At 38.3% G+C, this 14,231-nt stretch carries 15 protein-coding genes; 11 read left to right on the top strand and 4 right to left on the bottom strand.

The window, feature by feature from the left end:
• The first annotated feature begins 3 nt into the window (after nt 1-3).
• On the top strand, nt 4-1,017 hold the full coding sequence (locus tag LEP1GSC203_RS06535) for a HEAT repeat domain-containing protein (protein ID WP_002972960.1): 1,014 nt from the start codon (nt 4-6) through the stop codon (nt 1,015-1,017).
• Entirely contained in the window at nt 1,014-1,511 is a 498-nt protein-coding gene (locus tag LEP1GSC203_RS06530) for an LIC_11959 family protein (protein ID WP_002973186.1), read from the top strand. The genes LEP1GSC203_RS06535 and LEP1GSC203_RS06530 overlap by 4 nt, the downstream gene beginning before the upstream one ends.
• Here LEP1GSC203_RS06530 and LEP1GSC203_RS06525 read toward each other — a convergent pair.
• A complete protein-coding gene (locus tag LEP1GSC203_RS06525) occupies nt 1,508-3,049 on the bottom strand; it encodes a hypothetical protein (RefSeq protein WP_002973116.1) in 1,542 nt (513 codons plus the stop codon). The two genes, LEP1GSC203_RS06530 and LEP1GSC203_RS06525, sit on opposite strands and share 4 nt — an antisense overlap.
• Nucleotides 3,050-3,352: 303 nt before the next feature.
• Here LEP1GSC203_RS06525 and LEP1GSC203_RS06520 point away from each other — a divergent pair, with 303 nt between their 5' ends.
• Genes LEP1GSC203_RS06520 through LEP1GSC203_RS06505 form a run of 4 tightly spaced genes read left to right on the top strand, consistent with a single transcriptional unit; the run spans nt 3,353 to nt 6,932 of the window.
• On the top strand, nt 3,353-3,568 hold the full coding sequence (locus tag LEP1GSC203_RS06520) for an LIC12298 family protein (RefSeq protein ID WP_002973003.1): 216 nt from the start codon (nt 3,353-3,355) through the stop codon (nt 3,566-3,568).
• Nucleotides 3,569-3,624: 56 nt separating this feature from the next.
• A complete protein-coding gene (locus LEP1GSC203_RS06515) occupies nt 3,625-4,374 on the top strand; it encodes an ABC transporter permease (protein WP_002973120.1) in 750 nt (249 codons plus the stop codon).
• A gap of 5 nt (nt 4,375-4,379) precedes the next feature.
• Complete coding sequence (locus LEP1GSC203_RS06510) at nt 4,380-5,582, top strand: ABC transporter ATP-binding protein (RefSeq protein ID WP_002973084.1); 1,203 nt, start codon at nt 4,380-4,382, stop codon at nt 5,580-5,582.
• Between the two features lie 45 nt (nt 5,583-5,627).
• Complete coding sequence (locus tag LEP1GSC203_RS06505) at nt 5,628-6,932, top strand: UDP-glucose dehydrogenase family protein (protein ID WP_002973028.1); 1,305 nt, start codon at nt 5,628-5,630, stop codon at nt 6,930-6,932.
• A gap of 35 nt (nt 6,933-6,967) precedes the next feature.
• Here the strand turns inward: LEP1GSC203_RS06505 and LEP1GSC203_RS06500 are convergent, their stop codons facing one another.
• Entirely contained in the window at nt 6,968-7,789 is an 822-nt protein-coding gene (locus LEP1GSC203_RS06500; protein ID WP_002973106.1) for a thioredoxin fold domain-containing protein, read from the bottom strand.
• Between the two features lie 97 nt (nt 7,790-7,886).
• Here LEP1GSC203_RS06500 and hisE point away from each other — a divergent pair, with 97 nt between their 5' ends.
• Nucleotides 7,887-8,165 (top strand): phosphoribosyl-ATP diphosphatase, encoded by a 279-nt coding sequence (gene hisE / locus LEP1GSC203_RS06495; protein WP_002972983.1) that lies wholly within the window; start codon nt 7,887-7,889, stop codon nt 8,163-8,165.
• 26 nt (nt 8,166-8,191) lie between these two features.
• On the top strand, nt 8,192-9,286 hold the full coding sequence (gene lpxK, locus LEP1GSC203_RS06490) for a tetraacyldisaccharide 4'-kinase (RefSeq protein ID WP_039937379.1): 1,095 nt from the start codon (nt 8,192-8,194) through the stop codon (nt 9,284-9,286).
• Here lpxK and mnmC read toward each other — a convergent pair.
• Both mnmC and mnmD read right to left on the bottom strand, forming a co-directional pair.
• On the bottom strand, nt 9,225-10,418 hold the full coding sequence (gene mnmC / locus LEP1GSC203_RS06485) for an FAD-dependent 5-carboxymethylaminomethyl-2-thiouridine(34) oxidoreductase MnmC (protein ID WP_002973157.1): 1,194 nt from the start codon (nt 10,416-10,418) through the stop codon (nt 9,225-9,227). The two genes, lpxK and mnmC, sit on opposite strands and share 62 nt — an antisense overlap.
• 4 nt (nt 10,419-10,422) lie before the next feature.
• Nucleotides 10,423-11,169: a tRNA (5-methylaminomethyl-2-thiouridine)(34)-methyltransferase MnmD gene (mnmD, locus tag LEP1GSC203_RS06480; protein ID WP_002973150.1), complete on the bottom strand. Its 747-nt coding sequence runs from the start codon at nt 11,167-11,169 to the stop codon at nt 10,423-10,425.
• 257 nt (nt 11,170-11,426) lie between these two features.
• Between mnmD and LEP1GSC203_RS06475 the strand changes: the two genes are divergently transcribed.
• From LEP1GSC203_RS06475 to LEP1GSC203_RS06465, 3 genes are read left to right on the top strand one after another with little or no spacing between them, the layout of a single operon-like run.
• Nucleotides 11,427-12,770: an AAA family ATPase gene (locus LEP1GSC203_RS06475; protein WP_002973196.1), complete on the top strand. Its 1,344-nt coding sequence runs from the start codon at nt 11,427-11,429 to the stop codon at nt 12,768-12,770.
• Nucleotides 12,771-12,805: 35 nt separating this feature from the next.
• Nucleotides 12,806-13,729, top strand: coding sequence for a MinD/ParA family protein (locus tag LEP1GSC203_RS06470; protein WP_002973070.1), 924 nt, complete (start codon nt 12,806-12,808; stop codon nt 13,727-13,729).
• Nucleotides 13,730-14,203, top strand: a complete 474-nt coding sequence (locus LEP1GSC203_RS06465) for a hypothetical protein (RefSeq protein ID WP_002972982.1) — start codon at nt 13,730-13,732, stop codon at nt 14,201-14,203.
• Nucleotides 14,204-14,231: the final 28 nt, after the last annotated feature.

Here is a 14,231-nt window from a genome sequence, read left to right as displayed (position 1 = left end):
CCAGTGTTTGGAAAAGAGAAAGAACTCACTCCCGAACAAATTTCCAAAAAAAAAGATGTTCTTTCCAAAATCATTCGTTATGGCACAAGCCAAGAGAGAAAACAAGCGTTAGGTGAGCTAACTCGTTTTCCCAAAGAGAGTGCGGGTGAACTCTATATACTCATTGGGGAACAATTAAAATCAGAAAAAGATATGGGGATGAAAATTGTCCTCTTAAAAACCATAGGTGATTTGGATCTAAAGGAAAACAAAGAAACCATCATCACACTTTTTGAAGATTCGAATGAAGATGTCGCCAAACAAGCAGTTACTTCTGCCAAAAAAATGAAATTAGCGGAAGCGACAAATCCCTTATTGGAAAAAGTAAAAAAGGAAGATTTCACAAAAAATTCCAATTCCCTCAGTTTGTACATCACGGCCTTAGCCGACTTACCGGAAGGAAAAGTGGCAGCACCTTTTTTAGAAACCAAATTTCGGGAAAAGTTCAATAATGCAGATATGCGTGGACAAATTGCCTTATACTTTGGAACCGTTTTGTATTCTGAGGCAGAATCGGCCCTTATGGAAGTTGCCTTTGATGAAATCCAACCCACAACTTTAAGATGTTATTCGATGAATACACTTGGTAAGTTGAAGTCTGAAAACGCCAAACCAAAGTTATATGAACTTTTGGACTCCCTAAAAAAAACTGCCGGCAAGTTGGATGCCAAAAAAGCCCAGTCATTGAAGATTTATGCGATTGGTGCCCTTGTGACTATGGGTGACAAAGAAGTATTCCAGGAATTGAATGAATTTGCCCGTGACGATGATAGTATGGTGCGACTTCGTGCGATTGAATTTATGGGCAGTTTAAAAGATCCCAAAGCATTAGAACTTTTAGAATACAAACGTGACCGTGACCCAAGTCCCAAAGTACAGAAAGCTGCCAAAAAAGCCATCGACCAAATCAATGGAAAAGACAGTCCTGTGGAAGAGGAAAAGTCTACTGAGGAAAAACCAGAAGAAGAACCCAAATGAATTTTAAGGTTTTTGTTTCCATCCTCCTCTTTTGCTCTATTTTTGTTACCATATCCCTTTTTTCAGAAGAGGACGGAAGATACACAGGCCCCCTTCCTCGTTCCGAAAAACGAATCTTAGACGGGAAATCAGAATTTCAAAAATCAGGAATCTTTCCTTTAGAATGGAAGTTGTTTTATAAAGGGAAACAGGGGGATTTTGTTGTTTTTTATGACTTAAATGGAGATGAAATCCATTACCGGTATAGAAGGAATAAATTTGATTTGGATGCTGAATTTTTTGTAAAAGATTTGTTTCCTGGAAATCCTTACCGTGTGAAAGGTGAGTGGATAGGATATTATTTTTATTCTATAGATGAAAGAGGAAAACGATCTTCTCTACCCACTCCCAAAAAACTTCCAGCAGAGCCCAAAGAATTTGTAGATAAACAATCGGTTCCTATTTTTAAATTAAAAGAATACATAGAAGTTCGAACAGATGATCTCCTCTACTAAAAATCAATTTTTTGTAATAACTGAAAATTAATAAATAAAATGGGATTTGGATCATTTTCTTTTTCCGAATAACTTACGTTTAATGAGATAAAGGGACTTACCCATTTCAGTTTGATGATTTCCGCTCTATCGGTTAGGTTGATATTAAAGTCAGTTGCATAGGTCCAGTTTTCAAACCAAGCCCTGGTTTTTGGTTGGCCTTCTCGGAAAATCGCACTGAATTCGAGTAAGTTTCCATTATCTATGGGGATGGCAAGTTTCCCTTCCCACTGTCCTCCATTCTCTCTAGCTTCAAATCCAAAAGACACAACGGCTTTTTCCTTTCTCCATTCATAAAAGGCGGCTCGACCAATTTCATTCCATTGGTAATTCCCCGATTCGTTGTACTCTCGATAACGGTAGAGTAGGTTCCCCCATTCGGATAGAAAGAAAGGAAAAAATCCCGACCTTCCACTTTCCTTTCGATGGCCTTCTAAGGAATTTAAATATTCAAAACCAAGGAAGTGTTTAAAACTTCCACGAGTGTAACCTAAAATTTGTGGAATTTCTGGCCGCACTTCTGAAGGCGAAACCACTCCATATAACAAAGGGGAGTCTCTGTAAACAGTTGCATCTAAAAAGTATTTGGATTCGGGAGATTCTGATTTTAAATAAAAAAAACCAACAGATTCCTTTTGATTCAATATGGACTCTGACTGAACTCTATGGTTTCCCCAGTCTTTGGAATTCCAATTGTCATTGATATAGAAGCTGGACTTGTTTTCTCCTGCTGACCAAACTGCCGAATAAGATTTGTTTGGTGATACAAAGTAAATTCCAGGATAGACAGAAAATGCATTCGCATGATAGATTCCCCATTCGTATTCCTTTCCTTCTTTAAGAAACCTGTAGCCAAAAAAATGGGATTGTAAAATGGGTTGGGGGAGGGGTGAATCCGTTCTTTCAAGTTGTGAATAGAAATTTGGATCTTTGGCAAAATAAAAATGGGGGATGGGTTTGTAACGACTCCCGGAAGTAAATCGAAACTGTTGGGAGGTGAGATTGGCTCCGTAGGAGAGGTCTTCATCACGTTTTTCCAAAATCCAAATTTGCCCTTTTCCCCTCCCACCGATAAACAGAGAGGAATGGTTTTTTTCCTTCCTTGGCAAATACCTGACATCCAAGTTTTGGTAACTCATTCCCAAAAATAGTTCATACAGTGAATCGGAACCTTCTAGAGACTTGGTTGGGATGTCTTTGGATTTTATATCTTTTGCATATTTAAAGGATTTTGAATTTGGTGAATCATTGCCATGAAACCGTTGTTTGCTGGTATATAAGTTAATTTCCTGTTCTTTCCAAACTCTCGAAACAAGGTTTGCTTCTTTTCCTTTTAGCGACCTTTTCCATTCTAAGAATTTTTCTGGGGATAGTTTGGCCTTTGTTTTCCAAGTAGCAGCCAAATGAGGGGGAAATCCTGCTTGTAAAAGTTGGGGAACCGAAACCTGGTCAGGCGTTTTCTCTACAGCATTCAGAGTCTGTACGAGAGAAATCCACAAAATTACCCCAATTTTCTGCCAATCCACCAGGATTGGGGTTTAAAATTTTGTTTTTTTGCCCTAAGTCCGGTTGCTTTTTTTTAGAAAGGGACATATTCTTAACCTCCCATTAAAAAAAATCCATTTGGGGGCGGGTTTTGTCCCAGAGGAATGCTAAATTTATATATAGAAACCGATAGAAACGTGAAAAAAATATTGACTTAACTTCTCATATGTTAAGTAGTGTAAACAAGCGTTTAGTATATTATTGGTATTATTTTTTAGTTTTATGTCGTCTAAAAAGATGACGGGGAGGAAAAACCTATGATCGTTCGATCCATCCAACAACCCGCTTACAACCGCCACAAAGACCAAGGCCTCGCAGGGCAAGGTCCGAAAAAGGGATTTTCCCAGAACCAAACTGGGAAGACCTTTGAAGAATATCTAATGGAAGCCTTCCAAGGGGAAGTGGTTCAGAACGGAGAATGGGTATCCCCCGGTCTTTCTGATCTTGGCCAAAAGAACCTGAAAAGGATGTAGTTCCAAAATCCTGGCTTCCGGTCTAGAACTGGGAGCCACAGGCCGACAATCAAAGTATGGAGAAAGTATCCATACTTTGGGCTCTCGTTCGGCGTGACTATGCTCTGCAATATGCAGGATCCTTTTTAGGCATCTCCTGGATGTTCCTGCAAAATTTAGTACTCATCAGTTTGTACGCACTGGTTTTCCTGGTGCTCAATTTAAAAAACCCATCCACTCAGGAAGACTTCACAGCCTATCTTTTAACTGGTCTTTTGTATTGGATTCCCATCCAAGAACTCCTCGTTCGTGGTACAGGAATTCTCACAGACAACCGTAGTTTGCTCAAACGATCCAGTCTGGGGATCGATTTGTTTTTATGGATTCCTTATGTTCAATTTCTCATCCATAGCCTAGTCACATCCATCCCTGTATTTTTTTATTTGGCTTATTCTGGAAAATTAAACCTATCTGGGGTTTTCATCGGATATTTGATCTTAATTTTTTCTGGTCTTTATTTGATGTTACTTCTGCATTATCTTTCGAGATTGAATATTCTATTAAAAGACATTTCACCTTTGATCCGTTTGGTGAGCCAACTTATATTTTGGGGGATCCCGGTATTGTATTATCCAACGGGTTATCTAAAAGAGTGGAACCGATTGAATCCGTTTACCATTCCTTTAGATATCTTTCGTACGTCTGTGATACCAGGATACACTCCTCAGTTTGATTGGATTCAAATTTTGCCTTTTCTCTTTTTTTTCTTCCTTGTCTATTTACTTGCCAAACGTAAATTTCAATCGGTGATCTTGGATCATCTTTAAATTTTATGACTTCTGTTGTTTTAGAAAATCTTTCTAAGGACTACCATGGATTTTCAAAACCCTGGAAACGAATCCTTGCAGGACTTAGTTTTGGATATTTTGGAATTGATTCTAAGTTTACCGCCTTGCGCTCGTTAAATCTAACTGTAGGATCAGGGGAAATCTTAGGTATCATTGGCAGAAATGGCGCCGGAAAATCGACACTACTTAAATTGATTACTGGGGTTATCAGTAAAGATAAGGGAAACCTGATTGTGAATGGATCGGTTCGTGCCCTTCTTGAACTCAGTGTAGGTTTCAATCCAGAACTTTCTGGAGAAGAAAATGTTTATTACAATGGACTTGTTTGGGGTTATAAACCTTCTGAGATCAAAGAACTCACAAATTCTATTTTTGAATTTGCAGAGCTAACAGAGTTTCGAAATTCCCCTTTAAAGAATTATAGTTCTGGAATGGCAATGCGACTAGGCTTTAGTCTTGCTACTGCAAAACGTCCAGATATCTTAATTGTTGATGAAGCCTTGGCTGTCGGGGATGCGAGTTTCCAACAAAAATGTCTGAAAAGAATCAAAGAATATTCAAACCTTGGATCTTGTATTTTAGTTGTGAGTCATGATTTAGGACTTATCTCCTATTTCTGCACAAGAGCTATCTTACTCAATCAAGGGAACTTGTTATTTGATGGAAATCCAAAACAAGCCATCGAAGAATATATGCATGTGTTAGCTGGTAACCTAGAACCTTCATTTTCTTCGCTGACTTCGGAATCCATAAAGGACATTCATATTTCCTTAAGAAACGAAAAAGGGGTAGAAACTCGTCATCATTTTCTCGGTGACAAAGTTACAGTCCGGATCGAATTCCAAACAAAAAAATCAATAACGGACGGAACCATTGGATTCCATATTGATAGCGAAAAAGGAATTCGAATTTTTGGAACAAATTCCTACCATTTAGGTAAACAAAATTTATCAATAAAAGAATCGGAACGTTCTGTCGTAGAATTCCAATTTCCCATTCAATTTAGCGATGGGAAATACAGCCTAGGCATTTCCATCCATAAGGGCGAATCCCATATCGAAGGGAGCTATTTTTGGGGCGAATCTGTTTTGGATTTTGAGGTGGAACGAGGAAAAGTTGAAAAATTTGTCGGAGTTTGCCATTTACCCACGGAATTTGCCTTCCAAACCCTTTCCAAATCAGAATAGAAAAACAGTTTCCCTCAAAGGAAAAACCTAAATTCTGGAAATCCTATGAAAGTTTGTGTGGTCGGAACCGGATATGTAGGCCTCGTTGCAGGAACCTGTTTTGCTGAATATGGCAATGAAGTTATTTGTATTGATAAAGACGAAAAGAAAATCAGTGACTTAAAACAAGGGATCATTCCCATCTATGAACCTGGGCTCTCCGAACTTGTGGAACGAAACCACAAAGAAGGAAGACTCCATTTTTCTACTTCTTTAAAGGAAGGGGTTGAGTCTTCTGAGTTTGTTTTCATCGCAGTAGGTACTCCGACCTCCGATAACGGATCTGCTGATTTACGATTTGTTTTTGCTGTAGCAGAAGAAGTCGGTAAAGCAATGAACGGTTATAAAATCATCGTTGATAAATCAACAGTTCCAGTGGGAACTGCAGACCAAGTCAAAGCAATTATTGCAAAAAACACAAAACACCCGTTTGATGTTGTTTCGAATCCTGAATTTCTAAAAGAAGGTGCGGCAATCGATGACTTTATGCGACCAGAGCGCGTTGTCATTGGTGCTGAATCAGAAAAAGCCGCTAAAAAAATGAGCGAACTCTATTCTCCTTTTGTTCTCAATGGAAATCCTATCATTACAATGAGCATTCGGTCTGCTGAACTTACTAAGTATGCCTGTAATGCATTCCTTGCCACAAAGATTTCCTTTGTGAATGAAATCGCAAATCTTTGTGATGCACTTGGTGCTAACTATGATGATGTTAGAAAAGGGATGGGAACAGATTCTAGAATCGGACGTCAGTTTTTGTATGCTGGGATTGGATATGGCGGATCATGTTTTCCAAAAGATGTAAGAGCACTTCTTCGTACTGCAGAAGAAGTCAAAGCTCCCATGCATATCATTCAATCCGTTGAAGATGTAAACGAAAAACAAAAAACTCGTTTAACAGATAAAATATTTGAACATTTCAATTCAACTGATATGAAAGGAAAAACTTTCGGAATTTGGGGGTTAGCATTTAAACCAGGAACAGATGATATGCGAGAAGCTCCATCCATTCCTCTGATTTATGAGCTACATAAAAATGGCGCCAAAATCCAAGTGTTTGATCCGGCTGCTGCGGAAACTTCGAAGTATTATTTTGATGGAAAAGTAGAATATAAAAAAGATGCATATTCGGCACTTCAAGGCGCCGATGCTATGTTACTCTTAACAGAATGGCGAGAATTCAGGGAACCTGACTTTAATAAAATTAAATCGCTATTAAAATCTCCCCTTATCTTTGATGGAAGAAACCAATACAAACCAACTCTAATGCAAGAGTTAGGTTTTACCTATTATTCAATCGGTAACAGATAATCTTTTTAGTCCAACCTGAGGGAACTTTGGTTGGACTAAAATCCTCTTTCTATTTCAGACAACGCTTCATTACACATTGATTTATCGGTTTCAGTGGTTAATTGCGGCTTAATTTCGGTAAGAATTGTTTTTGCAAGTTTTGATTCCCCCGCATCCTTTAATGTCAGTCCATAATACAATTTAGCGGTAGTTTTGCGACTAGATGTTGGATACAATTCCAAATATTCTTTCCAAGATTTTACTGCAGATTCTTTGGATCCATAAATCGATTTGACTAAGTTTAAATTAAAATGTGCATTTTCTTTCAAAATAGGGAAGGATTTGGATTTTTGAATGGTTTCTGTGAATTGAAACTCCGCTTTTTCATAATCTTTACTCTGGAAGTATAATAATCCCAAACGAAAATGTATGTCTGGGCTACTTAGATTCCGCCTAAGTTCTGTTTTGAGATAGGATTCTAAGTTTGGTTCTTGGAGGATTCGTTTGGAAACACCCAATATATCTTCTTTTGTAGCAAGTCCAGAAATCTTTGTTACATAGTTTCCGTCTCCGTCTAAAAAAAGAATCGTAGGGTATCCTTCTATATTGTATTTTTTTCTTAGATTGGGAAATTCTTCCCCATCTAACCTAACTCTTACGAAGCTATCTAATATTCTGCTGACTTCAGGATCCGGAAAAATCTCTTTTTCTAAAACCAAACAATAAGTGCACCAATCTGCAAATACATCGACTATGATATACTTTTTGTCTTGTTTTGCCGTTTCGAATCCCTTTTGGATGGAACTTCCCCAAGGGGATTCAGAAAACAGAGCACTAGTGAATAGAAAGAAAAAAACAGGTAGTAACTTACGAACCATCCTCTGAATTCTATTGTTTTCCCCTTTGTTTGAATAGTCAATTTTCGCTTTTTCGAAATGGAATGGGTAGTTTCCATGGTCGCTAGAAGGTCAAAATATGGATTTTTTACTGAAATTGGAAGAACTGCTCCGCAAACGTAAGGAAGAATTACCTGAAAAGTCATATACAGCGGAACTCTTCCGTGATGGAGTTGACCGCATTTTGAAAAAAATTGGTGAGGAAGCAGGTGAGGTTATCATTGCCGCAAAAAATACCAATGAAAAAGAACTCATTCATGAAATTGCCGATTTGGTATTTCATTTAGAAGTACTAATGGTGGAAAAAGGAATTAGCCTTTCAACCATTGCAAAAGAATTGGAAAAACGACACAGCTAAAGTAATTGTTTCCCATTGGAAACTAAATGAAGATATTTTTATACTTACTTTATCCTTTCAGTTTGGTCTACCGTTTGCTCTTTTGGTGGTCCAGACGAGGGATCTCTCCATTTCGCATACCAAATGTTTTAGTCATTAGTGTTGGTAATCTTACTGTAGGCGGAACAGGCAAAACTCCTTTTGTGCAGTATTTAGTCCGCTACTTTCAGAAAACATACTCTAGTTATGCGATCACAATTTTATCCAGAGGTTATAAGGCTAAAAAAACGAAAGATGGGGCAATCCTTCCCAGTGGTCTTGAACCTAAGTTGTATGGAGACGAACCAAGCCAACATAAAGAAATGTTTCCTGATGTGCAGGTAATTATAGGCAGAAATAGAAAAAAATCTTTTCTGCAATACAATCAAATTAATTCTCAAAAACATATTGTAATCCTTGATGATGGATTCCAACACAAAGCTTTACATCGAGATTTCGATTTTGTACTGCTGGATGCTAATTCTCCTTTTGGAAATGGATTTACAATTCCATTAGGTTTTTTGCGAGAACCGATAGGCCATGGTAAGAGGGCCAATGCAGTCGTCTTTACCAAGTTAACTTCTAAAAATAGACAATATTTGGATCATTATAAAAAAGCCTTAACTCAAAGTGGTGTTACAATCCCCATTTTTCATACTAGTTTTCAAACTGAGATAAAACAAATTTTGCTGAATCAAAATTTATTACAAAAAACTTGGAAACCGGAACCTGATTCTGAATTGAAATATTTGTTGGTGACTGGAGTTGGTAATCCAAACAGTGTTTATGAAACAGCAAAATCAGTTTTGTTCTCGGAATCTATCCGAACTAAATTTTACCCCGATCATTTCGATTATGGGACTAGTTCTTTGTCATCTTTGTTAAAGGAAATTCAAACCGATGAAATCCTGGTCACAACAGAAAAGGATTGGATTAAGATGCGTGGTGATATTGGTTTTATAGGGGAACTAACAAAAAAAAATGTTCGAGTCCTTATATTGTTTATCCAAGTTTCCGTCGAAGAAGAAAAAGAAATGCAGTCTATATTAGCTGGTCTCGTTTCCACATACGAATTAAAAAACGATCGGGTATTAAAGATTTAAAAATTGTTTCCGATATTGGGATAGTTTCTTCTAACATGGAAGATACTAGTATCTCTCCAGAATACAAAGAATGGGTGAGTCCTCGTGATCCAAGTCCATTGAGAATACCCACAGATTTATAATAAGGAATATTCATTTTTTTGTTCGCATTTCGAAGTAAATTTTGGTATTTTACAGTTAAATCAAGTTTTGAGATATTCGGCAACTTCCCAACAATGGGATGACGGTCTTGTGATTGTGTTCTATAACTCACTCTAGTTGCAAACAAACGAGGGTTTTCTGGTTCCCAATGATTCGAAAGATTTGGTAATCGATTGAATAATTCTTTCCACATGGATTCAGATTCTTCTAGCCTTGGTTCTTCTTCTAATTTGAATTCATCAAATGTGGCACCTAAAACCTGATAACCTTCAATAGCTGATGTGATATAGTCGCCATATAAAATTCCAAAGGGATTTGCGGGTTTTTGCTCTGGAATTTTTAGAATTTGCCCTCTTACTTTTCGTAATGGAAGCCATTCCAAATGGGGATCGTCTGCAAATTGGTATCCTTGGGTTAAAAATAAATAATCACATTCAATTTCACCAATAGATGTTTGGCAGAGAACTTTGGATCGATTCTCTTCTTCCTTCCAACTTAATAATTTACAGGAATATTTTGTTTCTGGATTAGATAAAAAAAGGATTTGTTTAGTAAGATCTACAGGGGAAATTGATTTTCCTTCGGGAAAAAAAAGGGCAGGGGAACCAGAAAATGGTTCTATACTTTCTTTAGCAATGTGGTTTTGAATTTGATTGGAAATAATAGCATTCGAATAACGATCGTAAGATTCTTTTGTATCCATTAGAAAATAAATTCCGTCTACATGTGGGACAAGATTTTTTAAATGAAATCTTTCCCAAATGGATAAAAAATAGCGAAAAGCATCTAATGAAAATTCTGATTCGGATGTTTTGTGTTTGGTGAGGAATGGATAGACCACACCTATAGGATTCCCACTTGCATGTTTTGCAGGTCCCGTGTCTGAATCTATTAAAATTGTTTTGATGTTTCTTTGTTTTAATGCAAGGCAAATACTTGCTCCAGCAATTCCTGCTCCAACAACAACGGCAATTTTTTCCTTATGAGTCATGGTTTTATTTTAAAAATCCGGAAATCATCTCACGTTTACGACCGAATCCTTTTTTCTTTTCTACAACAAACCCGAGCTCTGTGAGATTTCTTCTTACGAAACCTGCAGAAGAAAAAGTTGCAAAACTAGTTTTGGGAACAGATTTTTCTCGCATCAAGGTTAAAGATTCAAAAGACCACATATCAGGATTTTTACCAGGTGAAAATCCATCTAAATACCAGGCATGGATTTCAGGAAAATTAGGAAGGCAGTTTTTTATATCTCCAAAAAAAACATGCAATGTAAATGGATTTTGATTGTTAGGATGATCCCATTGGTAAGTCCATAAGTTATCCGTAGGATTTTTTTTCCATGATTGGATTGCAGATTCATAGGAAAGAGTTAATTTTTCAAACCAAAGGTTTTTGTTCGGATAACTTTCGTTTAATGATTGTAATATGTTGATTGCCAATGGATATCCTTCAAGGCTAACAAACTCAACGGAAGTTGGGTTTGCAGATAATTTCCAAGTATCTAATGTTACGAACGCATTGAGCCCGGATCCAAACCCTAATTCACCAATCCGAAAAGGGGAATTTTCATTTTCCTCCCACTTTCTTTGGATTTCATTTCCTTCTAGAAATACAAATTGTGATTCTTCCCATCCACCTTGTTTGGAAAAATACACGTCATCGAATAACAAAGAAACCGGCACCCCATCTTTGAATTCAATTGCATTGTCTGGAAATTTCTGAATCGGTTCTATTGTCATGGGGGAGATACCCCCATCTTTTGTGATCCTACTAACTCTGGAAACTCAATCTCTAAATCCCTTGGGTGAAATTGGTAACTCACTTTCTTTTTCTAGCGATTTTCGATTGAACTAGGTTTTCAATTTCCACTCCTTTCCCGCACTCTGCGGCCGACCCCTTTTGAGTGACTATTGCCTCGAATTTATTATGTCTCATAAAAAAGACTTTCCAAAACGAGGGTACTCTTCATATTTTTCCCAGGTTCGGGGGATATTCTATGGATTTTGTAAAAATCCGAGGTAAAGACTTACAAGACTGCATCATGCAGATGAAAATGAAATACGGTCCAGAGGCACATCTCTATGACCAACGAGTGATCACAGAAGGTGGGCTCTTTGGCACTGGGCTTATGGCCCAACGTATGTATGAAATCGATGTGGGTGTCCCTGAAAAACAAAATTCCAAAGAGAGAATTGAACGTAAGTTAAAGGATCTCAAAGAACTCATCAAACAAAAGCAGAGAACCGATTCCATTCCTGAACCTGGCCTTGTGGGAATTGGATCCAATCAATCTGGTTCTTTAACAAATGGAGGGAGCCTTTCTCTTCGCAAAAAGAATATTGATGCTGTTCGTCCTTTTTCAGAGCGTCGTCGTAGACAGAACCCCCCAGTTTATGAAATCGAAGGCCATGAAGAAAGACCTGTTGGGCTTTCCTTATCCGAAGCCAAAGATTCTATCTTAGAAATAACACCCACTTCAAAACCACAAACACCCGATCGCCACCCCCATATCCAAAAACTCGTGGATCGTCTGTTCAACGAAGGTTTGTCTTCTGGATTTTTGGAAGAGATGGCAGTCGCTTTAGAACGAAGATTGTCCGCAGTGGATCTCACTCGTTATGCGAATGTGACTGATAAAGCGGTCACTTTTTTAGAAGAAAGAATCCAAATTGATTCCGATCTTTTTAGCGGCACTCCCCGAGGAAAACGTAAAATCATATTTTTTGTTGGTCCGACTGGGTCTGGCAAAACGACTTCCATTGCAAAACTTGCTGCAAAGTACAGTTTGCATATGGGTAAAAAAGTTTCCCTTTATACAACGGACAACTACCGCATAGCTGCGATAGACCAACTAAAGTTTTATGCAGATGCTATGGGATTGCCTTTCTATGCTGCCAAGGATTTGCGCAAAATGAAAGAGACTGTCTTACGAGATGGATCGGAACTCATCTTAGTCGATACGGCTGGGTATTCTCACAGAAAGTCAGAAAACCTGGAAAAACTTCAGGAATTCTACCAAGTATTTGGGGAAAAGGATTATATCGAAACGATCTTAGTGCTTTCCTCCACTGTATCGAAAGACAACGCACTTGCTGTGGCAAATGCCTATGAATCGGTAGGATACAAAAGAATTTTATTAACTAAGCTAGACGAAGCAGAATTTTTAGGTTCTGTAGTGGAATTAGCCGATACTATTCACAGGGAATTCGCATTTTTAAGTGTAGGACAGGATGTTCCTTTTGATATCCTGAATGCCTCGAAAAAACTTCTTGCCGAATGTGTAATTTTTCCGGAAAAATTGAAAGGGATAGCGGGGGAGGTCTTCGAAAAGACCGTGTAACCAATATCGTTATCCTTTAATGTCTAGGGGTAACGATGGACCAAGCTGCAAATCTTAGAAAGCTCACTGAAACTGGTACTGGATTAAAACTTGTTCAACCCCAGGATACAGTCAAAAAAACCAAAATCATCGCGGTAGCTTCCGGCAAAGGTGGTGTGGGAAAAAGTACTGTATCTGTAAACCTTGCCATTTCCATAGCAAGAACCGGACTCAAAGTTTTGATCTTTGATGGTGACTTGGGTCTTGCCAATGTCAATGTCCTACTAGGAATCATTCCGAAATACAATTTATACCATGTGGTGAAAGGCCACAAATCTCTCAAAGACATCGTGATCTCCACACCCGAAGGTGTAGACATCATTGCAGGTGCTTCTGGATATTCTCAGTTAGCTAACCTGAATGAAACACAAAGAAATAATCTCATCAAAGGATTTGCTGAACTGGATCGTTATGATGTAATGATCATAGACACTGGTGCTGGTATCTCTGCCAATGTCATTGGCCTTGTGATGCCTGCCGATGAAGTGATTGTTGTCACCACACCGGAACCTACTTCTATTACCGATTCTTACGGCCTAATAAAATCCATTGTTTCCCAATCCAAAGACAAAAATCTAAAAATCATTGTGAACCGTGTGCGTTCTGCTATCGAAGGGAAAAAAGTGGCTGACCGCGTCATCGATATCTCTGGTCAATTTTTAGAAGTCCAAGTAGAGAACTTAGGATTTATTTTTCAAGATGAAGAAGTAGAAAAGTCCATTCGTGAACAAAAACCATTCATCATTGGAGCTCCTCGTTCCAAAGCAGCAGCTTGCCTCACAAGAGTCACACATACCCTCTTACAAACCGAAGGCGGTTATACAGATGAAGAAGGACTTACAGGTTTCTTTAAAAAATTCTTCAGCTTCGTAGACTTTAAAGAGAAGGAAATGGAAGAGAGGATGGAGGAAGATAACTAAGTGCAGATCGGGTTTGTACTGGGATTTGCGGTACTCGGAGCCATTATCAGTTCCGTCTGTGGGTTTCTCGTGGGAAACAGGCTAGGTTATATCTTATTTGTCTCTCTTATCTCCACATTTGCTTTTGGTGGATTGGGCTTTGGAATTTTTTCTGTCTTACAAAAGAAAGTCCCTGAGTTTTTAGAGTTTCTATCGACTTTTTCCATTGGCGGATTCGGTGGGGAAAGCCATTCCGACGATTTTGACCAGGAACATGGGGGAATGGAACCTTCTCGATCTGAGTCTATGGGGTCTGATGACTTTGGTGTCCAACAAGTGGGGGACAATGCTATGGATGCAAAACTTGCCATGGCCAAGTCTGGAAAATTTGGAGACCACATCATTGTGGACAAAATTGCGATCAAAAACGAGCCAAAACTCATGGCTGAGGCCATTCGCACCATGATGGCGAAGGATGATACCCAAGAGGGTTGAAAAATTACCGTTTTTAGAGGACATAAGA

It is taken from the genome of Leptospira terpstrae serovar Hualin str. LT 11-33 = ATCC 700639 (assembly GCF_000332495.1).
GTDB lineage: Bacteria > Spirochaetota > Leptospiria > Leptospirales > Leptospiraceae > Leptospira_A > Leptospira_A terpstrae.
Note: the sequence above shows the minus strand (reverse complement) of the source record. Positions and strands in the feature narration are given on the sequence as shown.

What these genes read in the sequence shown, in the direction of transcription:
- LEP1GSC203_RS06470 (WP_002973070.1), top strand. Translation starts at nt 12,806, where the DNA reads ATGGACCAAGCTGCAAATCTTAGAAAGCTCACTGAAACTGGTACTGGA.
- LEP1GSC203_RS06500 (WP_002973106.1), bottom strand. Translation starts at nt 7,789, where the DNA reads ATGGTTCGTAAGTTACTACCTGTTTTTTTCTTTCTATTCACTAGTGCT.
- lpxK (WP_039937379.1), top strand. Translation starts at nt 8,192, where the DNA reads ATGAAGATATTTTTATACTTACTTTATCCTTTCAGTTTGGTCTACCGT.
- mnmC (WP_002973157.1), bottom strand. Translation starts at nt 10,418, where the DNA reads ATGACTCATAAGGAAAAAATTGCCGTTGTTGTTGGAGCAGGAATTGCT.
- LEP1GSC203_RS06475 (WP_002973196.1), top strand. Translation starts at nt 11,427, where the DNA reads ATGGATTTTGTAAAAATCCGAGGTAAAGACTTACAAGACTGCATCATG.
- LEP1GSC203_RS06505 (WP_002973028.1), top strand. Translation starts at nt 5,628, where the DNA reads ATGAAAGTTTGTGTGGTCGGAACCGGATATGTAGGCCTCGTTGCAGGA.
- LEP1GSC203_RS06510 (WP_002973084.1), top strand. Translation starts at nt 4,380, where the DNA reads ATGACTTCTGTTGTTTTAGAAAATCTTTCTAAGGACTACCATGGATTT.
- LEP1GSC203_RS06520 (WP_002973003.1), top strand. Translation starts at nt 3,353, where the DNA reads ATGATCGTTCGATCCATCCAACAACCCGCTTACAACCGCCACAAAGAC.
- LEP1GSC203_RS06530 (WP_002973186.1), top strand. Translation starts at nt 1,014, where the DNA reads ATGAATTTTAAGGTTTTTGTTTCCATCCTCCTCTTTTGCTCTATTTTT.
- mnmD (WP_002973150.1), bottom strand. Translation starts at nt 11,169, where the DNA reads ATGACAATAGAACCGATTCAGAAATTTCCAGACAATGCAATTGAATTC.
- LEP1GSC203_RS06515 (WP_002973120.1), top strand. Translation starts at nt 3,625, where the DNA reads ATGGAGAAAGTATCCATACTTTGGGCTCTCGTTCGGCGTGACTATGCT.
- hisE (WP_002972983.1), top strand. Translation starts at nt 7,887, where the DNA reads ATGGATTTTTTACTGAAATTGGAAGAACTGCTCCGCAAACGTAAGGAA.